Annotated in this window: 17 protein-coding genes and 2 riboswitches; of the genes, 8 read left to right on the top strand and 9 right to left on the bottom strand. The window is 68.6% G+C overall.

The features are described 5' to 3' along the window. Nucleotides 1–114 precede the first annotated feature (114 nt). Genes PFX98_RS19985 through PFX98_RS19970 form a run of 4 tightly spaced genes read left to right on the top strand, consistent with a single transcriptional unit; the run spans nucleotide 115 to nucleotide 3,455 of the window. Nucleotides 115–612 (top strand): gluconokinase, encoded by a 498-nt coding sequence (locus PFX98_RS19985; RefSeq protein WP_285232236.1) that lies wholly within the window; start codon nucleotides 115–117, stop codon nucleotides 610–612. A gap of 53 nt (nucleotides 613–665) precedes the next feature. Next, entirely contained in the window at nucleotides 666–1,115 is a 450-nt protein-coding gene (locus PFX98_RS19980; RefSeq protein ID WP_285235652.1) for a TRAP transporter small permease, read from the top strand. A gap of 5 nt (nucleotides 1,116–1,120) precedes the next feature. Beyond that, nucleotides 1,121–2,419, top strand: a complete 1,299-nt coding sequence (locus PFX98_RS19975; protein ID WP_285232235.1) for a TRAP transporter large permease — start codon at nucleotides 1,121–1,123, stop codon at nucleotides 2,417–2,419. A 25-nt stretch (nucleotides 2,420–2,444) separates the two neighbouring features. Then, the gene (locus tag PFX98_RS19970; protein WP_285232234.1) at nucleotides 2,445–3,455 is read left to right on the top strand and encodes a TRAP transporter substrate-binding protein; all 1,011 of its coding nucleotides are present in this window, start codon (nucleotides 2,445–2,447) and stop codon (nucleotides 3,453–3,455) included. A gap of 29 nt (nucleotides 3,456–3,484) precedes the next feature. Here PFX98_RS19970 and PFX98_RS19965 read toward each other — a convergent pair whose 3' ends face one another. The 3 genes from PFX98_RS19965 to PFX98_RS19955 form a co-directional block, all read right to left on the bottom strand. Continuing rightward, nucleotides 3,485–4,702: a DUF4382 domain-containing protein gene (locus tag PFX98_RS19965; protein ID WP_285232233.1), complete on the bottom strand. Its 1,218-nt coding sequence runs from the start codon at nucleotides 4,700–4,702 to the stop codon at nucleotides 3,485–3,487. Between the two features lie 121 nt (nucleotides 4,703–4,823). Continuing rightward, nucleotides 4,824–6,671 (bottom strand): diguanylate cyclase, encoded by a 1,848-nt coding sequence (locus PFX98_RS19960; RefSeq protein WP_285232232.1) that lies wholly within the window; start codon nucleotides 6,669–6,671, stop codon nucleotides 4,824–4,826. Then, the gene (locus PFX98_RS19955) at nucleotides 6,668–7,561 is read right to left on the bottom strand and encodes a hypothetical protein (RefSeq protein ID WP_285232231.1); all 894 of its coding nucleotides are present in this window, start codon (nucleotides 7,559–7,561) and stop codon (nucleotides 6,668–6,670) included. The genes PFX98_RS19960 and PFX98_RS19955 overlap by 4 nt, the downstream gene beginning before the upstream one ends. A 201-nt stretch (nucleotides 7,562–7,762) precedes the next feature. Between PFX98_RS19955 and PFX98_RS19950 the strand changes: the two genes are divergently transcribed. Beyond that, nucleotides 7,763–8,824, top strand: coding sequence for a patatin-like phospholipase family protein (locus tag PFX98_RS19950; protein WP_285232230.1), 1,062 nt, complete (start codon nucleotides 7,763–7,765; stop codon nucleotides 8,822–8,824). Nucleotides 8,825–8,830: 6 nt separating this feature from the next. On the opposite strand, the gene PFX98_RS19945 is transcribed toward PFX98_RS19950, so the two are convergent. Beyond that, entirely contained in the window at nucleotides 8,831–10,096 is a 1,266-nt protein-coding gene (locus PFX98_RS19945) for a putative glycoside hydrolase (RefSeq protein WP_285232229.1), read from the bottom strand. Nucleotides 10,097–10,237: 141 nt separating this feature from the next. Between PFX98_RS19945 and ftsH the strand changes: the two genes are divergently transcribed. Next, a complete protein-coding gene (gene ftsH, locus PFX98_RS19940; RefSeq protein WP_285232228.1) occupies nucleotides 10,238–12,127 on the top strand; it encodes an ATP-dependent zinc metalloprotease FtsH in 1,890 nt (629 codons plus the stop codon). Here ftsH and PFX98_RS19935 read toward each other — a convergent pair. After that, nucleotides 12,124–12,312 (bottom strand): CopG family transcriptional regulator, encoded by a 189-nt coding sequence (locus tag PFX98_RS19935; protein ID WP_285232227.1) that lies wholly within the window; start codon nucleotides 12,310–12,312, stop codon nucleotides 12,124–12,126. The genes ftsH and PFX98_RS19935 overlap by 4 nt on opposite strands. A 66-nt stretch (nucleotides 12,313–12,378) precedes the next feature. Here PFX98_RS19935 and PFX98_RS19930 point away from each other — a divergent pair, with 66 nt between their 5' ends. Both PFX98_RS19930 and PFX98_RS19925 read left to right on the top strand, forming a co-directional pair. Further along, the gene (locus tag PFX98_RS19930; protein ID WP_285232226.1) at nucleotides 12,379–13,155 is read left to right on the top strand and encodes a YoaK family protein; all 777 of its coding nucleotides are present in this window, start codon (nucleotides 12,379–12,381) and stop codon (nucleotides 13,153–13,155) included. Next, nucleotides 13,155–13,916 carry a spermine/spermidine synthase domain-containing protein gene (locus tag PFX98_RS19925; protein WP_285232225.1) on the top strand — a complete coding sequence of 254 codons (762 nt, stop codon included), beginning with the start codon at nucleotides 13,155–13,157 and terminating at the stop codon, nucleotides 13,914–13,916. The genes PFX98_RS19930 and PFX98_RS19925 overlap by 1 nt, the downstream gene beginning before the upstream one ends. A gap of 12 nt (nucleotides 13,917–13,928) precedes the next feature. Here the strand turns inward: PFX98_RS19925 and PFX98_RS19920 are convergent, their stop codons facing one another. The 4 genes from PFX98_RS19920 to gcvT form a co-directional block, all read right to left on the bottom strand. After that, nucleotides 13,929–15,320, bottom strand: coding sequence for an L-serine ammonia-lyase (locus PFX98_RS19920; protein WP_285232224.1), 1,392 nt, complete (start codon nucleotides 15,318–15,320; stop codon nucleotides 13,929–13,931). Nucleotides 15,321–15,332: 12 nt separating this feature from the next. After that, on the bottom strand, nucleotides 15,333–18,209 hold the full coding sequence (gcvP, locus tag PFX98_RS19915; RefSeq protein ID WP_285232223.1) for an aminomethyl-transferring glycine dehydrogenase: 2,877 nt from the start codon (nucleotides 18,207–18,209) through the stop codon (nucleotides 15,333–15,335). 106 nt (nucleotides 18,210–18,315) lie between these two features. After that, on the bottom strand, nucleotides 18,316–18,693 hold the full coding sequence (gene gcvH / locus PFX98_RS19910; protein ID WP_285232222.1) for a glycine cleavage system protein GcvH: 378 nt from the start codon (nucleotides 18,691–18,693) through the stop codon (nucleotides 18,316–18,318). Between the two features lie 53 nt (nucleotides 18,694–18,746). Then, on the bottom strand, nucleotides 18,747–19,862 hold the full coding sequence (gene gcvT, locus PFX98_RS19905; protein WP_425334629.1) for a glycine cleavage system aminomethyltransferase GcvT: 1,116 nt from the start codon (nucleotides 19,860–19,862) through the stop codon (nucleotides 18,747–18,749). Nucleotides 19,863–19,921: 59 nt separating this feature from the next. Then, nucleotides 19,922–20,034, bottom strand: a riboswitch (glycine riboswitch). 9 nt (nucleotides 20,035–20,043) lie between these two features. After that, a riboswitch (glycine riboswitch) is annotated at nucleotides 20,044–20,147 on the bottom strand. Nucleotides 20,148–20,229 lie beyond the last annotated feature (82 nt).

Raw genomic sequence — 20,229 nt, 5'->3', positions numbered from 1 at the left:
ATAGCGCTGTCCTGCCCTTGGAGCCATGCGGTGTTTCACCCATGCGAGGCCGGGGCGCTTGCAGCAGGTGCCGGGTCACCTGGTTTTTTTACTTGAATGGGATAGCGCTGTCCAATGCATGCCATCACCGTCATGGGTGTCGCCGGTTGCGGCAAGACCAGCTTGGGTCAGGGGCTGGCAGCGGCCCTGGGCTTCACCTTTCTGGAGGGCGACAGCTTTCACGATGCGGCGTCGGTGGCCAAGATGGCGGCCGGCAGCGCGCTGACCGACGCCGACCGCCATGGCTGGCTGGAGCGCCTGGCGCTGCAGCTGCAGGCCCATCCCCAGGGCGTGGTGCTGAGCTGCTCCGCGCTCAAACGCAGCTACCGCGAGCGCCTGCGCGCGGCGCGGCCGGATTTGGGCTTCGTGTTCCTCGAGATCAGCCCCGAGCTGGCGCTGCAGCGCGTGGCCGCGCGTGCGCACCAGCATCTGTTCCCCGCCAGCCTGGTGCAAAGCCAGTTCCAGACCCTCGAATCGCCAAGCGGCGAGGCCAGGGTCCTCACGGTCCCGGCGGCCTTGCCGCCGCAAGAACAACTCGACCTGGCCGCCGGCTGGGCAAGGAGCCAAGCGTGACCAGCAACAGCAGTTCCGGCAGGCCACTCTGGCTGCGCCTCAGCGAGGGCGCGATGGCCGCCTGCCTGGCGGTGATGGCCGCCGCCGTCTTTGTCAACGTGGTGTTGCGCTACGGCTTCGGCAGCGGCGTGGCGGCGAGCGAAGAGCTCTCGCGCCTGCTCTTTGTCTGGATGGTCTTCATCGGCGCCACTGCCGCCTATCCGCGCGGCGAGCACATGGCCTTCACCAGCTTTCTGCTGCCGCTGCGCAGCCGGCCGCGCGCGCTGATGCTGATGGCCGCCGTGATCCGCGCCGCCGTGGTGCTGGCGGCCAGCCTGGTGGCCTGGGGCGCCTGGCAGCAGGTGCGGGTGGGCATGGACAGCCAATCGGTGGTGCTGGGCTATTCCAGCGCGCTGCTGCCGCTGCCAGCCCTGCTCAGCTCGCTGGCGATCGCGCTGATGGCGTTATGGCAGCTGCTGCGCGCTGCGCCGCTCGATCTTAGCCACGACCTGGAGGTGGAATGATGGTCATGGGCTTGAGCAACGAGGCGCTGGCCTTCGTGATCTTCTCCGTCGGCATGCTGGCGCTGATGGGCATCGGCATGCCGATGGCCTTCGCCCTCGTGCTGACCGGCGCCGGCATGGCCTGGGCGCTGGATTTCTGGGACACCCAGCTGCTGGCGCAGAACCTGGTGGCCGGGGTGGACAGCTTCCCGCTGCTGGCCGTGCCCTTCTTCATCCTGGCCGGCGAGCTGATGAATGCCGGTGGCATCAGCCGGCGCATCATCACCATGGCGCAGGCCTGGGTGGGCCATATCCGCGGCGGCCTGGGCTTCGTGGCGATCGGCGCCGCGGTGCTGATGGCCAGCATGAGCGGCTCGGCGCTGGCCGACACCGCCGCGCTGGCCACCATCCTGCTGCCCATGATGCAGCGCCATGGCTATCCCATGCACACCTCGGCCGGGCTGATCGCCTCGGGCGGCATCATCGCGCCCATCATCCCGCCCTCGATGCCCTTCGTGATCTATGGCGTGACCACCAACACCTCGATCTCGGCGCTGTTCCTCTCGGGCATCGTGCCGGGGCTGATCATGGGCGTGGGCCTGGTGGTGGCCTGGAAGCTGCAGCTGCGCAAGATCGATCTGCCCCAGGGCGAGCCGCTGCCGATGCGCGAGCGCCTGCGCGCCACCGTGAAGGCCTTCTGGGCCCTGCTGATGCCGCTGATCATCATCGGCGGCATGAAGTCGGGCCTGTTCACGCCCACCGAGGCGGCCGTGGTGGCGGCCGTCTATGCCCTGGTGGTGGCTTTCTTCGTGCACCGCGAGCTGAGCCTGGCCGGCTTCCACGAGGTGCTGGTGCGTGCCGCCAAGACCACCGCGGTGGTGATGTTCCTGTGCGCCGGCGCCCAGGTGGCCAGCTACATGATCACGCTGGCCGATCTGCCCGGCGTGCTGACCGGCTGGCTGGGCGCGCTGGTGGAGTCGCCGCGCCTCTTGATGGCGGTGATGATGATCGCCCTGGTGGTGATAGGCACGGCGCTGGACCTCACGCCCACCATCCTGATCTTCGCGCCGGTGATGCTGCCGATCGCGGTGAAGGCCGGCATCGACCCGGTCTACTTCGGCCTGATGTTCGTGCTCAACGGCGCCATCGGCCTGATCACCCCGCCGGTGGGCACGGTGCTGAATGTGGTGGCCGGCGTGGGCCGTCTGTCCATGCACCAGGTCATCAAGGGTGTGAACCCCTTCCTCATCACCTATGTGCTGATACTGACCCTGTTCACCCTGTTCCCGCAAATCGTCATCGCGCCGGTGGCGTGGATGCGCTGAACCCATGCTCAAGGAGACCCCGTTCATGACCAAGCTGACCCGCAGAATCCTCGTCACCGCGCTGGCCCTGGCCGCCGGCAGCGCCATGGCGCAGGACATCAAACCGCGCCTGATCCGCTTTGGCTACGGCCTGGCCGAGGCCAGCAACCAGGGCAGGGCGGTCAAGCTCTTTGCCGAGCAGCTCGCCGCGGCCTCGGGCGGCAAGATGAAGCTGCGCGCCATCGGCGGCGCGGCGCTGGGCCCCGACACGCAGATGCAGCAGGCCTTGATCGGCGGTGCGCAGGAAATGATGGTGGGTTCCACCGCCACCCTAGTGGGCATCGTCAAGGAGATGGCGCTGTGGGACACGCCCTTCCTGATCAACAACGCCAAGGAAGCCGACGCCTTGCTGGACGGGCCGATCGGCGAGAAGGTCAAGGCCAAGCTGGAAGAGAAAGGCCTGGTGGGCCTGGTGTACTGGGAGAACGGCTTCCGCAACCTCACCAACAACAAGCGCGCGGTGGCCAGGCTGGAGGATCTGGACGGCATCAAGCTGCGCGTGATGCAGAACAACGTCTTCCTCGACAGCTTCAAGAGCCTGGGCGCGAATGCCGTGCCCTTGCCCTTCTCGGAGCTGTTCAGCGCGCTCGAGACCAAGGCGGTGGACGGGCAGGAGAACCCCTACAACACGATTCTCTCGAGTAAGTTCTACGAGGTGCAGAAGTACCTCACCGTCACCAACCATGTCTACAGCCCCTGGATCGTGCTGGTGAGCAAGAAGTACTGGGACGGCCTCAGCAAGGACGAGCGCGCGGCGCTTCAGAAGGCCGCCGTCGCCGCGCGCGAGTTCGAACGCAAGGACACGCGCGACGAGGCCGCCAAGGCGCTCACCGACCTCAAGGCCAAGGGCATGCAGATCAACGAGCTGAGCCCCGCCGAGGCCGGCCGCATGCGCGACCGCCTGACGCGCGTGAACGCCAGCATTGCCGCCAACGTCGGCATGGATCTCTGGAACGAGACCCAGGCCGAGCTGGGCAGGCTGCGCGCCAGGAAGTAAGTCGGCAGGCAGCGCGGCCTGGCTGTGCCTCAGGGCAGCGTCAGGCTCAGCGCCAGCGCATCGCTGTTGCTGACATCGATGAGCAAGGTCTTGCTGAGGCTGGCCGTGCTGGCCACCAGGCTGTACTTGCCGGTCGGCGTAGCGGTGTCGGCCTGGAAGCTCAGTGCCGTGGCGTTGGCCAGGTAGGCGGTCTTGACCGGCGCCGCGCTCGGCAGAGTCAAGGCGAAGGAGCCCGTCAGGCCGTCCACTGGCATCGCAGCCACCTCGACGGTGGGGCCGCCGGTGTAGGTCTTGCGCGCCACCACCATGGCGTCGATCGGGCTCACCGCAGGGTTCAGGGTCACCGTGCCGCTGGCCAGATGCTGGCCCGACAGCGGCGGGTCGATCGGCGCGCTGGCGGCGTTGAGCGTGGTGTTCGCGGTGCTGCTCACCGGCACGCCCGTCACCGTGGCGGTGGCCCGGCCGCTGCTCTGAATCACCACGTCGTAGCTGCCCACCGGCAGGGGCGCCAGCACGAACTTGCCGCTGGCGTCCGGCACCGTGGACTTGACCGGCACGCCGTTGAGCTGGGCCGAGACCTGGGTGCCAGCGGCCAGCGCCGGCACCACATAGCCGATCACGCGCTGGGCCGCATCGCTCACCCGCGGCAGCACCGCCACCACCGGCTTGAGGTTGTAGCCGCCCGAGTTGCCTAGGCGCACCACCGACCGGCAGGCGTCGAAGTCCAGCACCATGTCGGCCACCTGATCGGCGGCCACGTCGATATTGGCATTCAGCTTCAGCCCGCTCTGCAGCGCGCTGGGCGTGCTGAGCGCGACCTCCTGGCCACCGCTGGGCGTGACGGCGTTGGCCATCGGGTTGGCGCCATCATTGGCCGCCAGCACCAGACGCAGCTGGGTGTACTTGCCGGCGGGCAGGGCGGTCTGGCCGAGTTCGCTCAGCACGCCGTTGGTGAGCGTCAGCAGGTCGACACGCTTGGCCGGTGCCAGCACCAGCTCCGACCAACCCGCGTCGCCGTCGGCGGCGTTGCTGCTCTGGTGCACGCGCACCTTCTGCACCGACACGAAGACATGCTCGTAGCCACAGCTGGGTGCATCGGTCAGCGCCACGCGCAGGCTGCCCATGGTGGAGGCGGGTGGCGGGCTGGTGCCGGCGTCGCCACCGCCACCGCCGCAGGCGCCGAGGATGACTGCCAGCGCGGCAGCGGCCAGACGGGATGCGAGGGGCGTATTTTTTGCGATGTTCATGGTGTGGATCTCCTGGAAAGTGGAACTCCCTGGACGAGTTCCTGGCTAGCTTTCGAATTTGATCCGAGCCGGGGCGCTGGCGCCGGAAGCGGCGTGTTGCAGGTGTAAGCAGGCGTTTTGCTCAGCCCTGGACCTGATTCCGCCCACCCTGCTTGGCGCGGTAGAGCGCGGCATCGGCGCAGGCTTGCCAATGGGCCAGATCCCGGCCCTCGGCGGCCCCCGCGGCGACGAAGCCGAGGCTGATCGTGACCCTGAGTTCGGGATGCACGTCGCCGAAGTCGAGCGCCTGCACGGCCTTGCGGACACGCTCGGCCACGGCCCGCGCGGCGTCCGCATCGGTGCCCGGCAGCACGACCAGGAATTCTTCGCCGCCGACGCGCCCCAGCAGGTCACCCTGGCGCAGCTGCGCCTTGCCGGTCTGCGCCACCCGCTGGATCACCAGGTCGCCGGCCGCGTGGCCATGCTGATCGTTGACTCGCTTGAAGTGGTCGATGTCGAACATCAGCAGGCTGACCGCGTGCTGGCCGAAGCGCCGCGAGGCCAGACATTGCTGCGCGTAGCGCTCGACGCAGCGGCGGTTCGCCACGCCGGTGAGGGTGTCGGTCAAGGCCAGGTCGCGGTACTTGCGGCTGCGCAGGCGCCAGCGCCAGGCGATCGCCACGACCGCCACCAGCAACACCAGCGCCAGCGCGATCGCGAGGTATTGGGCCCGCCGCGCCGCGATCAAGGCCTGGATCTGCTGCTCGCGCTGCGACGCGTCGAATTGCTGCCGCATCCACTGGCTGCGCTGGTCCGCCTGCTGGCTCACCTGCGCCTCGCGCAGGGTCTGGTAACGCCTGAGATCCGCGTACGCGGCCGCGTGTTGGCCCAGGGCCGCCCGCGTCGCGGCGCGGCTCTCGAGCAGCATGGCGAGGTAGCGGGTCTGGCCCTCCGCCTCCCAGGCGGGCAGCAAGGCGTCGAACAGGCGGGCCGCCTCGGCATGCTGGCCCAGCCCGGCCAGGGCGCGGGCGCGCTGGAACTCGGGCATGCGATCCGTGATGCCGACCTTGTCAAAGGCGCGGCGTGCCGCGCTTGCCGAGGCCAGCGCCTCGGTGTAGCGCTTGGCCTTCACCTCGCTCATCGCCTGGCCCGCCAGGGCCGCGGCGAGGTTGGCGAAATCGCCGCGCGCCTCGGCGCCTTGCTGCACCTGGCGGAACAGCGCCATCGCCGTGTCCAGCTGACCGAGGTCGTGGTAAGAGTAGGCAAGCTGCAGCAGATCGCTGACCAGCGAATCCCAACGGTCCAGGCGCGCGGACTGCTGGCGGCTGCGCTCCAGGTACTGGATCGCCAGCTCCAGCTCGCCGATGCGCCGATAGGCGATACCGATGTTCTGCAATGCGAAGCCGTAGTCCGAGGTGCCACGGGCCTCCGCCAGCCGGTAGGCCTCCAGCGCATCCGTCAGCGCCAGCGCATGCTGGCCGGTTTGCGAGCGCGCTCCGCTGCGCACCCCCAGCAACGTCAGCAGCATGTCCTCCTGCTTCAGCGCGCGGGCCAGCTCGATGCCCTCGGTGTAGCTGGCGATTGCCGCGGCGGCACTGCGCAGCGGCTCCTGCAGGCGCCCCGCGCATTCCAGCAGCAGCAGGCGATCGGCGTCTTTTTCAAGCCCGGCCTTGAGCGTCTGCTCGACACCGCGCAAAAAGGTCTCGGGCTCGAGCGGGTCCTGGCACTCCAGCACCCTCAGCGCCAGCGCATTTCGGCTGTCCTGCGGGGTCAGGCGAGCTTGCAGGCCGTTCAGCAATTGCCGGCGCTGCTCCAGCGCGGCGGGCAGGCCGGCACGCTGCAGCCGTGCGATCTCCTGGCCCAAGTCCACGCTGCCGGCATCTGCGGCGCGCGCGCCGGTCGACAAGCCGCCTGCGGCCAGCAGCGCGCCTGCGAGCAGCAGGGCTCGGACCCGCCGGGCCCCGCCGATGCAAGAGGAGCGGCGCGTCATTCCTGCCAGTACCTCGCACCCATGCGGCCGCGCAGCGCGCGCAGCTGCTGCTGGCTGTCGGCATTGAGCCACTCTTCGTAGAGCGCCTGGATGCGCTCCCGAACGCCGGGCTGGGTCAGCAGGGCATCGATGGCGGCGGCGGCGCGCCGGCCGGCCGGATTGTTCGAGCAGGCGATGTAGGAGAGCTGCGTGTCGCTGAGTTCGGTCAATGGCCACCAGCCCAGCGTGCGGCCGAGTTCGGGATGCAGGCTGTTGAAGTAGCTCAGCTCGAACTCGTACACCAACACCGCGTCCAAGGCATGGCTGCGCGCCAGCATGGCCAGCACCGACTGGTTGGAGGTGCCGAGAATGAAGCGCCGCACCTGTGCCACATGGTCGCTCAGCAGCGCATCCACCGCCGGCCCGTGAGCCCGGTAGCCGACCAAGCCCATCTGCACCTTGCGCACGAGCAGTTCCCGCAGCGACAGGGTGGCACGCTCGCCCGCGGTGACCGGAGCGCGTGCATCCGTCTTCCTCAACACCACGCCCGTTGGCAGGAAGCGAAAGATCGCCTCGGTGAAGGCATAGCGCTGCATGCGGCTGGGCGTGCGGCTGAAGGCCGGGCTGCAGACCGCCTGTTCGGGCCCCTGCAGCTCGCGATCGAGCCGCATCGGCGAGGCGTCGAGGGTCTCGTGCCGGTACTGCGGCAGGCCGGGCTGCAGCACCTCGGCGACCATGCGGTCCACATAGCCGCGCAGGCGCAGTGGCCCCTCGCGGATCGCCATGGGCGCGTAGGGCGCGCCGGCCCAGACCAGGCGCTCGAGCGGCGCGGCGGCGGCCGGGCTCGCCAGCGCCAACGCAGCCCCGAGCAGGGCAGCGCCGCGTATCGCCTTGTGCCCAAGGCGCCACAAGATGCTCAGACACCGGGGCATGAACGACGTGTCGTAACAGAATGTTTTGATATTGGCATGTATTCACGGCTACCAGCCGGCCCGAGGCACGCATTCACGCCGAATCCGTGACCAAGTGCTGGCTCTGCCGTGCCAGCGCTGCCGGCGCCGGGCCGGCACAATGCCCGCTCCGGCCCCCGCGACCGCCCAACGCTGCATGCCATGCCCACCAGCTCCCGCCCCTCACGCTCCCGCGCCGCGCCGCAGGCCCGCCCCGCCATCGACCTCGCCCTGCAGGGCGGCGGCTCGCATGGCGCCTTCACCTGGGGCGTGCTGGACGCGTTGCTGGAAGATGGTCGGCTAGCGATCGATGGCATCTCGGGCACCAGTGCCGGCGCGATGAATGCCGCCGTGCTGGCCAGCGGCTGGGCCCGCGGCGAGGCGGCGGGCGCGCGCGCCGCATTGGCGAAGTTCTGGCAGGCCATCGGTGGCGTGGCGGGCTGCTGGGCGCCGCCCGGCCCCAGCTTGCCGGCCTGGGCCTTCAACCGCGACCAGTGGCCCGGCTATGCGCTGTGGGACAACTGGCTCAAGCTCTGGAGCCCGGCCCAGCTCAACCCCTTCAAGCTCGACCCGCTGCGCGACATCGTCGCCGCCCATGTGGACGAGGATGCCTTGCGCCATGGCCCGCTGAAGGTCTTCGTGGCTGCCACCTCGGTGCGCAGCGGCCAGCCGCATGTCTTCAGCGGCACGGAGCTGAGCATCGATGCCTTGCTCGCCTCGGCCTGCCTGCCGCAGAGCGCACAGACGGTGGTGATCGACGGCGAGGCCTTCTGGGACGGCGGCTTCTCCGGCAATCCGGCGCTCTGGCCGCTGATCTATGGCACCGCGAGCGACGATGTGCTGCTGGTGCAGATCAACCCGCGCGAACATGACGGCATCCCGCAGACGGCGGTCGAGATCAACGACCGCGTCAACGAGATCACCTTCAACGCCAGCCTGGTGGCCGAGTTGCGCGCCATCGCCTTCGTGCAGAAGCTGCTGGCCGACCAGCGCGTGGATCCGACGCGCTACAAGGCCCTGCGCATGCACCGCATTGCCGATGAGCCGGGGCTGGCGCCCTTCGACGCCTCCAGCAAGCTCAACACCGACCCGCGCCTGCTGCGCCAGCTGTTCGAGTTGGGGCGCCGTGCCGCGCAGGCCTGGTTGCACTCCGATCTGCCGGCGGTGGGCAAGCGCAGCTCGATGGATGCGCAGGCCCTGTTCCTGGCGCCGCGCGGCCCCTGAGCCGCGTCAGCGCGGCTGTTCTTTGTCCTTGAGGCCCGCGGCCTCGTAGCGGTTGCGCGGGTTCCACAGCATCCAGCCCTGCGCGCCCTGGGCCTCGGCCGCGTCGATCTGGGCGCGGATCTCGGTGGCGCCGAAGGCCTGGTGGTCGAAGGCATAGTCGGCAAAGGCCTGCAACCAGGGCCGGTACAGCGGCGGGCCGCGGCCGGTGCGCTCGCCGGCGCGCTGCAGCGAATGCGCCACCAACTCGTAGGGCGCCTTCATCGGCTCGCGATGGCCGGGAATGCCGAAGGCGAAGCCCGAGGGATAGAGCATGGGCGAGAACAGGTGCACATGGCCGGCCAGGCTCTCGAGCTGCTGGCCGATCTGGGTGTCGTCGCTGTTCCAGACCACGTAACCGAAGATGTCGGCGGCGATGAAGACGTTGTAGCGCGCCACGCGCCGGCGGGCGGCGTCGAGAAAGGCGACGATGGCGGCCACCCGGCCGGCCTCGGTATTGGGCTGGCCGAAGCGCAGGCCGGCCTGATCCGGAAAACGCAGGTAGTCGAACTGCAGCTCGTCGAAGCCCAGCGCCGCCGCTTCCTCGGCCAGGGCCAGGCTGCGCTCCCAGGCCGCGCGTTCGAAGGGGTCGATCCAGGCCAGTTCCTCGCGGTCCTGCCAGAGCTGGCCGCGCGCGTCGTGCACGGCCCAGCGGGGCTGGGCCTGGGCCAGCGGCTCGTCCTTGAACACCACGATGCGCGCGATCAGGTACAGCCCCCGGCCCTTCAGCTCGGCCATCAGCGCGGGCATGTCGGCCACCGTGACGATAGGCTGCGCCAGGCCCGCCGCGGCCACCGCCGCGCTGCGGTAGGGCACGATGCCGCGATCGCCCTTGATGTCGATCACCAGGGCATTCAGCTCGGTGCGCTCGATCAGCTGCAAGGCGTCGGCGCGCAACAGCGCGTTGCCGATGCCATAGGCCGACAGATAGAGGGCCTTGGGCTGGATGGGCTGCAGGGCGATGCGCAAGGGGCCGCTGCCGGCGAGTGCCAGCGTGCGGCGCTGGTAGCCCGGCGCGCGGGCCGACACGCTGCTGCCCGCCGTCTCGGCAAGCTCGGCGCGCCCGGACGCATCGCTGAGCGTCTGCGCGCCGCCCGCCACCAGCGTGGCCGCGGCGATCGGCAGGCCGCTGCCGGCATCGACCACCTGCAGCTCCCGCGCCCAAGCCGTGGGTGCCCACAGCAGGGCCAGGCACAGCAGCATGCTGCCGCGCCAAGCAGGAGAAGAATGGTTCATGGCCGCATGCCTCCGGGACGCATTTTCGAGCCGCTCGCAGCGCTCAAGCTAGGCCCGCTGTCTGCGGCCGGCCTTGATCCAGATCAGCGAGACTGGGGGCCTGCGGCGACATCGTTCGCCCCGTCCAGGAGAATCGCCGCCATGAGCCCGAACCCGCCCGAGCCGCCCAAACCCGCGCCGAACGCGCCGCTGGACTGGCGGCTGCAAAAGCTCTGGTTGCTGCTGCTGGCCCTGGTGGCGCTGTTCTGGCTGCGCGATCTGTGGGTGGCGTCCACCCAGGTCCAGCCGATTCCCTACAGCGAGTTTCTCCAGCACCTGAAGGCCGGCCGGCTGGAGTCCATCACGGTGGGCAGCCAGTTCATCGAGGGCAAGCTCAAGGCCGCGCAGCCCGACGGCCGCACCCGCATCGTCACAACCCGCGTGGCGCCCGAGCTGGCACGGGAGCTGGCGCAGTACGAGGTGCGCTTCGAGGGCGTGGTGGAGAACACCTTGCTGCGCGACCTGCTGTCCTGGGTGGTGCCGGCCCTGGTGCTGATGGGGGTCTGGAGCCTGATGGCCAAGCGCATGGCGGGGCAGGGCGGGCTGGGTGGCCTGCTCTCGGTGGGCAAGAGCCGCGCCAAGCTGCATTCCGAGACCGATGTGGGGGTGCGTTTCGACGATGTGGCGGGCGTCGACGAGGCCAAGGCCGAGTTGCGCGAATCGGTGGACTTCCTCAGGAACCCCAAGGCCTATGGCCGCCTGGGCGCGCACATGCCCAAGGGCGTGCTGCTGGTCGGGCCGCCCGGCACCGGCAAGACCCTGCTGGCGCGTGCCATGGCGGGCGAGGCCGGCGTGCCCTTCTTCTCGATCACCGGCTCGGAGTTCGTCGAGATGTTCGTCGGCGTGGGCGCGGCGCGCGTGCGCGACCTGTTCGAGCAGGCCCGCGCCTCGGCGCCCTGCATCATCTTCATCGACGAGCTCGACGCCCTGGGCCGTGCGCGCGGCGTCGGCCCGCTGAGCGGCGGCCATGACGAGAAGGAGCAGACGCTCAACCAGTTGCTTGCCGAGATGGACGGCTTCGACGCCAGCACCGGGGTGGTGATCCTGGCCGCCACCAACCGGCCCGAGGTGCTGGACCCGGCCCTGCTGCGCGCCGGCCGCTTCGACCGCCAGGTGCTGGTGGACCGGCCCGACCGCAAGGGCCGCGTCGACGTGCTGCGTGTGCATCTGAAGAAGGTCACGCTGAGTGCGGATGTGGACCCCGATGCGGTGGCGGCGCTGACGCCCGGCTTTGCCGGCGCGGATCTGGCCAACCTGGTCAACGAGGCGGCGCTGCTGGCCACGCGGCGCGGCGCCGAGGCGGTGGCGATGCAGGACTTCACCGCGGCGGTGGAGCGCATCGTCGCCGGGCTGGAGCATCGCCAGCGCGTGCTGGGCGAGCAGGAGCGCCGCACGGTGGCGGTGCACGAGATGGGCCATGCCCTGGTGGCCATGGTGCTGCCCGGCAGCGACCCAGTGCACAAGATCTCCATCATTCCCCGCGGCGTGGGCGCGCTGGGCTACACCTTGCAGCGGCCCAGCGAGGATCGCTACCTGGCCAGCCGCAGCGAGCTGTGCAATCGCCTGGCGGTGCTGATGGCGGGGCGCGCGGCCGAGGCGCTGCTGCTGGGCGAGGTCTCCACCGGCGCGGCCGACGATCTGGTCAAGGCCAGCGACATCGCCCACGACATGGTGACGCGCTACGGCATGTCGGAAACGGTGGGGCAGGTGGTCTACGAGCGCCAGCGCCAGCGTTTTCTCGAGCTGCCCGAGAACCTGGCGCTGGAGGGCGGGCTGTCCGACGCGACGGCGCGCCGTATCGACGACGCGGTGCGCGCCCTGGTGGACGAGGCCTATGGCCGCGCCACGGCCTTGTTGACGGCCCGGCGCGACCTGCTGGCGCAAGGGGCCGAACGCCTGCTGGCGCAGGAGAGTCTTGGCGAGGAAGAACTGCGGCCGCTGGCCGAGGCAGCCAGGGCGCTGCCTGCGGCCGGAGTTTCCGCCAACGCTTAGGCCGCGGCGCCGCTGTCGTCCTCGCCGCCAGGCACAAAGCTCACGCCATGCGCCGCGAGGTACTCACGTATCAGCTTGCGCACCACCTGGGACGGTGTCACATCCTGCTTGGCGCACAGCGTTTCAAAGGCCTTCTTCTTGGCCGGATCGATCAACACGGTCAGGCGGGCAGTCTTCAGTTCCATACCGGCTCCATATGTTAATCAAATTGTAATTGCAATCATGCTGAATGCACATTAGATTACAAGTCAATGGCATTCCACTACCTGCATCGTCTGACCGGCCGGGTTCGCACCCGCGAGGCGAACCGGCAGTTGGGTGGCATCCTGGCCTTTGTGGCCGGTGCCATCAATGCCGGTGGCTATCTGGCCGTGCAGCGCTACACCTCGCACATGACGGGCATCGTCTCGGCGATCGCGGACGACCTGGCCACCGGCGGTTTCGGCCTGGCGGTTGCCGGGCTGGCCGCGCTGGCCTCGTTCGTGTGCGGCGCCGCCTGCACGGCGGTGCTGATCAACTGGGCCAGACGCCGCCAGCTGCGCAGCAAATATGCGCTGGCGCTGTTGCTGGAGGCCGTGCTGCTGCTGGCCTTTGGCCTGGTGGGCGCGCACCTGAGCTCCTTCGAGCATCTGCTGATCCCCACCGCGGTGCTGCTGCTGTGCTTTGTGATGGGCTTGCAGAACGCCATCGTCACCAAGATTTCGCGCGCCGAGATACGCACCACCCATATGACCGGTGTGATCACCGACCTGGGCCTTGAACTGGGGCGGCTGTTCTACTGGAACCGCAACCCCGATGCCAATGCCATCCATGTCGTGCGGGCCAACCGCGACAAGCTGGCCATCCATGCGCTGGTGCTGGGCCTGTTCTTCTTCGGCGGCCTGCTCGGCGCCCTGGCCTTCAAGCATTTCGGCTTCAGTGCCACCATCCCGATTGCCTGCCTGCTGGTCGTGCTGGCCGCGCCACCGCTGCTGCTCGACCTGCGGCATGGCCGCCAGCTCTCCCATCCCCTGTCTCGCCACACCTGATGCTCGAATCCGAACCCGTGAACGACCACGTCAAGCCCTTCGTCTACGAGACGCTTAACACCAAGGCCCTGCATTTCTCCATCTGCGAGATCCAGAGCCGCATGCAGACGCTGCGGCCCTATGCGCTGGACCTGGACTACACGCGCACCATGATGGGCTTTCTGCTGCTCAAGGACGAGCCCGACACGCTCGCCATGATCGGCCTGGGCGGCGGCTCGCTGGCAAAGTTCTGCCACCGCTACCTGCCCACGACGCGCATCAAGGTGGTGGAGATCAACCCCCATGTGATCGCGCTGAAGAGCGAGTTCAAGGTGCCGCCGGACGACGAGCGTTTCAAGGTGCGCGAGGGCGACGGTGCCGATTTCGTGCGCTTCCCGCCCTACCGCATGGACGTGCTGATGGTGGACGGCTTCGACAGCGAGGGCACGCCGCCGGCCCTGTGCTCGCAGCGCTTCTACGACGACTGCCTCGATGCCCTGCAGCCCAACGGCCTGATGGTGGCCAATCTGCACACCGGCCATGTCGATTTCGAGACCCATCTGGCGCGCATACGGCGCAGCTTCGGCGAAGAGGTGCTGGTGGTGGGCGACGGCGATTGCAGCAACAGCATCGTGTTCGCCTGCAAGGGCCTGCTGCTGCGGCAGTCGCGGCCGGCGCTCCTGCGCAAGCCGCGGCATTTCGATCGCCAGACCTGGGACGAGTTGCTGCCCTCGTTTGCCGCGGTGGCGGCCGAGCTCAAGCGCTTGCAGGACGGTGCCTGAGCACCGCCAGCCTCAACACTCGACGATATTCACTGCCAGACCGCCGCGCGCGGTCTCCTTGTACTTGGTCATCATGTCGGCGCCGGTGTCGCGCATGGTCTTGATGACCTTGTCCAGGCTGACGAAATGCGTGCCGTCGCCGCGCAGCGCCATGCGTGCCGCGTTGATGGCCTTCACCGAGGCGATCGCGTTGCGCTCGATGCAGGGGATCTGCACCAGGCCGCCCACCGGGTCGCAGGTGAGGCCCAGGTGGTGCTCCATGCCGATCTCGGCGGCGTTCTCCACCTGCTCAGGCGTGCCGCCCATCACCTGGCACAGCGCCGCCGCGGCCATCGAGCAGGCCACGCCCACCTCGCCCTGGCAGCCCACCTCGGCGCCCGAGATCGAGGCGTTTTCCTTGTAGAGAATGCCGATCGCCGCGGCGGTGAGCAGGAAGTCGATCACGCCCTCGTCGTTGGCATGGTGGACGAAGCGGCTGTAGTAATGCAGCACCGCCGGCACGATGCCGGCCGCGCCATTGGTGGGCGCGGTGACGACGCGGCCGCCGGCGGCGTTCTCCTCGTTCACCGCCAGCGCATAGAGGTTGACCCAGTCCATCACCTGCAGCGGGTCGCGCAGCGCGGCCTCGGGGTTGGCGGTGAGGTCGCGGTGCAACTGGGCGGCACGGCGCTTGACCTTGAAGCCACCCGGCAGAATGCCCTCGGTACGGCAGCCGCGCGTCACGCAGTCCTGCATCACCTGCCAGATCTTGAGCAGGCCGGCGCGCGTCTCCTCGTCGCTGCGCCAGTGGCGTTCGTTGCGCCGCATCACCTCGGCGATGCTGATACCGTGCGTCTTGGTCAAGACCAGCAACTCGTCGCCGGTCTTGAAGGGGTAGGGCAGCACGGTGGCATCGGGTGCGATCACCTTCTGCTTCTGGCCGTCGGCCAGCACCTCTTCGGTGACGACGAAGCCGCCGCCCACCGAGTAATAGGTGCGCTCCGCCAGCAACTCGCCCGCCGCATCGAAGGCGCTGAAGCGCATGCCATTGGCATGCAGGGGCAGGCTCTGGCGGCGGAACAGGGTCAGATCTTTCGCCTCGTCGAAGCCAATGCCATGCTCGCCCAGCAGGCTGATGCGCTTGCTGCCGCGGATCTCGGCCAGATAGGCCTCGACGCGCTCCACATCGACGCTGTCGGGCTCGTGCCCGGCCAGGCCCAAGAGCACCGCCTTGTCGCTGCCGTGGCCCTTGCCGGTGGCGCCCAGCGAGCCGTAGAGCTGTGAGCTCACGCGCGCAGTGCGTTCCAGCAAGCCCTCATGGCGCAGGCGCAGCCCGAACAGGCGCGCCGCGCGCATGGGCCCCACGGTGTGCGAGCTCGATGGCCCGATACCGATCTTGAACAGGTCGAAAACGGAAACGGCCATCGGGGGCTCTCTTTACTCGTAGGCAGTCATCGGGGGGCAGGAGCAGACCAGGTTGCGGTCGCCGTAGACGTTGTCCACCCGGCCCACCGGCACCCAGTACTTCTGGCGGCGCAGCGTGGCCACCGGGTAGGCGGCGACCTCGCGGCTGTAGCCGTGCGTCCAATCGGCCTTGAGCAGGCTCTCGGCAGTATGCGGCGCATTCACCAGCGGGTTGTCCTCGCGCGTCCAGACCCCATCGGCCACCTGGGCAATCTCGGCGCGGATCGCCAGCATGGCGTCGCAGAAGCGGTCCAGCTCGGCCTTGGATTCGCTTTCGGTGGGTTCCACCATCAGCGTGCCGGCCACCGGGAAGGACAGGGTGGGGGCATGGAAGCCATAGTCGATCAGGCGCTTGGCCACGTCCTCGGCGCCCACGCCGGTGGCGTCCTTGAGAGGGCGGATGTCCAGGATGCACTCGTGCGCCACGCCGCCACCCTTCACGCCGGCGATATTGCCGCTGAAGTGGATGTCATAGGCGTCGGCCAGGCGCGCGGCCACATAGTTGGCCGAGAGGATGGCCACCTCGGTGGCGGCGGTCAGGCCCTCGGCGGCCATCATGCGCACATACATCCAGCTGATCGGCAGCACCGCGGCATTGCCCAGCGGCGCGGCCGAGACGGCACCGATGGCGGTCTCGCTCTGGTAGCCGGCCGAGCGGTGCGCCGGCAGATAGGGCACCAGATCGGCCACCACGCAGACCGGGCCGACGCCCGGGCCGCCACCGCCGTGCGGGATGCAGAAGGTCTTGTGCAGGTTCAGGTGGCTGACATCGCCGCCGAATTCGCCGGGCGCCGCCACGCCCACCAGGGCGTTCATATTGGCGCCGTCCACATAGACGCGGCCGCCGTGGCTCTTCACCATGGCGCAGATCTCCTTCACATGGGTGTCGAACACGCCGTAGGTGGAGGGGTAGGTGATCATGATGGCGGCAAGGTTGGCGGCATGCTGCTCGCACTTGGCCTTCAGGTCGGCCAGGTCGATATTGCCTTCCTTGTCGCACTTGGTCACCACCACCTGCATGCCCACCATCTGGGCCGAGGCGGGGTTGGTGCCATGGGCCGACTCGGGGATCAGGCAGATCTTGCGATGCGCATCGCCGCGGGACTCGTGCCAGGCCTTGATGGCCAGCAGGCCGGCGTACTCGCCCTGCGAGCCGGCATTGGGCTGCAGCGAGATACCAGCATAGCCGGTGGCCTGGCAGAGCCAGCCGGTGAGCTGCTCGTTCAGCTGCGCATAACCCTGCAGCTGATCGTGCGGGGCGAAGGGGTGCACGCCCGCGAACTCCGGCCAGGTGATCGGAATCATCTCGCTGGTGGCGTTGAGCTTCATGGTGCAGGAGCCCAGCGGGATCATGCTGCGGTCCAGCGCCAGGTCCTTGTCGGCCAGGGCGCGCAGATAGCGCAGCATCTCGGTTTCCGAGTGGTAGCGGTTGAACACCGGGTGCGTCAGGTAGGCGCTCGTGCGCTGCAGCTCGGCCGGGATCAGGGTGGCGACGCCCTTCTCGAAGGCGGCGAGGTCCGCAGAGAGGCCGAACACCGCCAGGATGGCGGCCAGGTCGGCGCGCGTGGTGGTCTCGTCCAGCGAGACCGACACGCTCTGCGCCGAGGTGCGACGGAAGTTCATGCCCGCGGCCACGGCCTTGGCCAGGGTGGCCTCGGTGGCGGCGCCGGTCTTGATCTCCAGTGTGTCGAAGGCGCTGCCGTTGGCCACGCGCTCGCCCAGCGCCTGGGCCAGGATGGCGGTGTAGCTGGCGACGCGCTGGGCGATGCGCTTCAGGCCTTGCGGGCCATGGTAGACCGCGTACATGCTGGCCACCACGGCCGGCAGCACCTGGGCGGTACAGATGTTCGAGGTGGCCTTCTCGCGGCGGATGTGCTGCTCGCGCGTCTGCAGCGCCAGGCGGTAGGCCGGGTTGCCATGCACATCGACGCTCACGCCCACCAGGCGGCCGGGCAGGTTGCGCTTGTACTCGTCCTTGCAGGCCATGTAGGCGGCGTGCGGGCCGCCATTGCACATCGGCATGCCGAAGCGCTGGGTGGTGCCCACCGCGATGTCGGCGCCTTGCTCGCCGGGCGCCTTCAGGAGCGTCAGTGCCAGCAGGTCGGCCGCGACGATCAGCAGGCCGCCCTGGGCGTGCACCGCATCGGCAAGCGCCTGCAGGCCGCGCACTTCACCGCTCACGCCGGGGTATTGCACGAGCGCGGCAAAGCACTCGCTCTGACCGGCCTCGGCGGCGGCACCCACTTGCACGCTGAAGCCCAGCGGCTTGGCGCGGGTGCGCAGCACCTCCAGTGTCTGGGGCAGCACGTCGTCGGCGACGAAGATCACCGTGGACTTGCTCTTGCCCACGCGCGCGGCCAGGGTCATGGCCTCGGCGGCGGCGGTGGCCTCGTCCAGCATCGAGGAGTTGGCGATCGCCATGCCGGTCAGGTCGGTGACCATGGTCTGGAAGTTCACCAGCGCTTCCATGCGGCCTTGCGAGATCTCGGCCTGGTAGGGCGTGTAGGCGGTGTACCAGGCGGGGTTCTCGAGGATGTTGCGCAGGATCACGCCGGGGGTCAGGGTGTCGTAATAGCCCTGGCCGATATAGCTCTTCAGCACCTTGTTCTTGGCTGCCACGGCCTTCAATTCGGCCAGCGCCTGGGCTTCGGTGGCGACGCCCGGCAGTTGCATGCCCTGGCTGCGCTTGATGCTGGCGGGCACGATGGCCTCGATCAGCGCGCGGCGCGAGGCCGCGCCGATCACGGACAGCATCGCCGCCTCATCGGCCGCATCGGGGCCGATATGGCGGGCTTGGAATTCGGCGGCGTTCTCGAGCTCACCGAGCGGCTTCAGGGCAGACATCAACATGGCGCAATCCTCAGGCGCCCGGGCTGGTGGCCGGGGCACCGGTTTTCAATACAACAACGGGCACTCCGTGCCCGCTTTCTTTCTGCTTTGCTGTGAACGGCTGGGATCAGCTGTTCTTGACCAGCTCGTCGTAGGCGGTGCTGTCCATCAGCGCGTCGAGCTGGGCGGGGTTGCTCAGCTTGACCTTGAAGAACCAGCCGCTCTTGAGCGGGTCGGTGTTGGCCAGCGAGGGATCGTTGCGCAGCTCTTCGTTGACGGCGGTGATCTCGCCATCCACGGGCATGTAGACGTCGGCGGCGGCCTTCACCGACTCCACCACGCCGGCCACTTCCTTCTCGGCATAGCTCTGGCCCACATTGGGCAGGTCCACGAACACCACATCGCCCAGCGCGTCTTGCGCATGAACGGTGATGCCCACGGTGGCGGTGCCATCGGCTTCGATCTGGACCCACTCGTGGTCAGGCGTGTACTTGATGTTGCTCATGGTGTGCTCCGAATGTTGGGAGAAAAGACCAGGGGGTCCAAAGAATGGCGGGATCAGCCGCGGAAATAACGATGCGGTGCGAAGGGCGTCGGCGCCACGCTCATGGCCACGCGCTTGTCGCGCACCAGGGCGAACACCGGCGTGCCCACCGCCGTGTGGCTGCTGGGCAGATAGGCCAGGGCCACCGGGCTGCCCACCGTGGGGCCCAGCGAGCCGCTGGTGACGACGCCCAGTTCCTTGCCCTCGGCGTCCACCACCTTGGCGCCTTCGCGCACCGGCATGCGCTCGGCGCTGATCAGGCCCACGCGCTTGCGGCTGGCGCCGCCGGCGAGCTGGCCGTCGATCACCGCGGCGCCGGGGTAGCCGCCGGCACGCGCGCCACCGGCGCGGCGCACCTTCTGGATCGCCCAGGTCAGCGCGCCTTCCACCGGCGTGGTCTCGGTATTGATGTCGTGGCCGTACAGGCAAAGGCCGGCTTCCAGGCGCAGGGTGTCGCGCGCGCCCAGGCCGATGGGCTTGACCTCGGCTTGGGCCAGCAGCTTGCGCGCCAGCGCCACCGCCTGGTCGTTGTGCACCGAGATCTCGAAGCCGTCTTCGCCGGTATAGCCCGAGCGGGTCAGGAAGGTCTCGATGCCGTCCAGATTGAAGAAGCCGCCGGTCATGAAGGTGAGCTTGGCCACCTCGGGGTTCAGGCGCGCCAGCGCGGTGACGGCCTGCGGGCCCTGCAGCGCCAGCAGGGCGCGTTCGGGCAGGCTGATGACCTCGCAGCGGCCGCCGATCTTGGCCTGCAGATGCGCGGTGTCCTGCTCCTTGCAGGCGGCGTTCACCACCACAAAGATGTCGTCGGGGCGGCGGCACAGCATCAGGTCGTCGAGGATGCCGCCCTGCTCATTGGTGAAGAGCGCATAGCGCTGCTTGAACACCGGCAGGTCGATCACGTCGACGGGCACGATCGTTTCCAGTGCGGCACCGGCATCGGCGCCGACCAGGCGCAGCTGGCCCATGTGGGAAACGTCGAACAGGCCGGCCGCCGTGCGCGTGTGCTTGTGCTCGGCGAGGATGCCTTCCTTGTACTGCACCGGCATGTCGTAGCCGCCAAAGGGCACCATCTTGGCGCCAAGTTCGATGTGCAGAGCGTGCAGGGGGGTGGTCTTGAGATCGGCGGACAAGGGACTTACTCCGAGGGCATTCTGAAAGCCCACCCGGTCCTGAGACCGATGGTGGGGGATATGCCCTCGCTGTCCTTGGTACCTGAGAGATTGACCACCGGCGTATCGCCGACAGCTTGCCCCTTCGGTGGGCGAGTTCAACAAAGACCCGCCTCTCTCCAGTGAGGAACGCCTGCATCGAGGCGTCTTGTCAGTCCTTTTGCCTGAGCGTTCGAAGCGTGGGATCACCAGTGCCTCTGCGCCTTCGGCGGCTTTGCGTGGAAAGCTCTCTCCTGACGGCGCGGATTGTAGCCATGGTTTTGGGGCCGGGCGAGCAAATTAAGTCTCGTCTAATGGCCGGCCTTGCCGTGCATGGAAAATCTCACTT

Origin of the sequence: Paucibacter sediminis (assembly GCF_030254645.1) — a bacterium.
Lineage (GTDB): Bacteria > Pseudomonadota > Gammaproteobacteria > Burkholderiales > Burkholderiaceae_C > Paucibacter_B > Paucibacter_B sediminis.
This window is presented reverse-complemented; position numbering and strand designations above follow the sequence as displayed.

Coding starts and splice junctions, on each gene's coding strand:
- PFX98_RS19935 (WP_285232227.1), bottom strand. CDS start 12,312: ATGGAACTGAAGACTGCCCGCCTGACCGTGTTGATCGATCCGGCCAAG.
- PFX98_RS19985 (WP_285232236.1), top strand. CDS start 115: ATGCATGCCATCACCGTCATGGGTGTCGCCGGTTGCGGCAAGACCAGC.
- PFX98_RS19965 (WP_285232233.1), bottom strand. CDS start 4,702: ATGAACATCGCAAAAAATACGCCCCTCGCATCCCGTCTGGCCGCTGCC.
- PFX98_RS19945 (WP_285232229.1), bottom strand. CDS start 10,096: ATGAACCATTCTTCTCCTGCTTGGCGCGGCAGCATGCTGCTGTGCCTG.
- gcvP (WP_285232223.1), bottom strand. CDS start 18,209: ATGTTGATGTCTGCCCTGAAGCCGCTCGGTGAGCTCGAGAACGCCGCC.
- PFX98_RS19960 (WP_285232232.1), bottom strand. CDS start 6,671: ATGACGCGCCGCTCCTCTTGCATCGGCGGGGCCCGGCGGGTCCGAGCC.
- gcvH (WP_285232222.1), bottom strand. CDS start 18,693: ATGAGCAACATCAAGTACACGCCTGACCACGAGTGGGTCCAGATCGAA.
- PFX98_RS19970 (WP_285232234.1), top strand. CDS start 2,445: ATGACCAAGCTGACCCGCAGAATCCTCGTCACCGCGCTGGCCCTGGCC.
- PFX98_RS19920 (WP_285232224.1), bottom strand. CDS start 15,320: ATGGCCGTTTCCGTTTTCGACCTGTTCAAGATCGGTATCGGGCCATCG.
- PFX98_RS19975 (WP_285232235.1), top strand. CDS start 1,121: ATGGGCTTGAGCAACGAGGCGCTGGCCTTCGTGATCTTCTCCGTCGGC.
- PFX98_RS19930 (WP_285232226.1), top strand. CDS start 12,379: ATGGCATTCCACTACCTGCATCGTCTGACCGGCCGGGTTCGCACCCGC.
- PFX98_RS19980 (WP_285235652.1), top strand. CDS start 666: ATGGCCGCCTGCCTGGCGGTGATGGCCGCCGCCGTCTTTGTCAACGTG.
- PFX98_RS19925 (WP_285232225.1), top strand. CDS start 13,155: ATGCTCGAATCCGAACCCGTGAACGACCACGTCAAGCCCTTCGTCTAC.
- ftsH (WP_285232228.1), top strand. CDS start 10,238: ATGAGCCCGAACCCGCCCGAGCCGCCCAAACCCGCGCCGAACGCGCCG.
- PFX98_RS19950 (WP_285232230.1), top strand. CDS start 7,763: ATGCCCACCAGCTCCCGCCCCTCACGCTCCCGCGCCGCGCCGCAGGCC.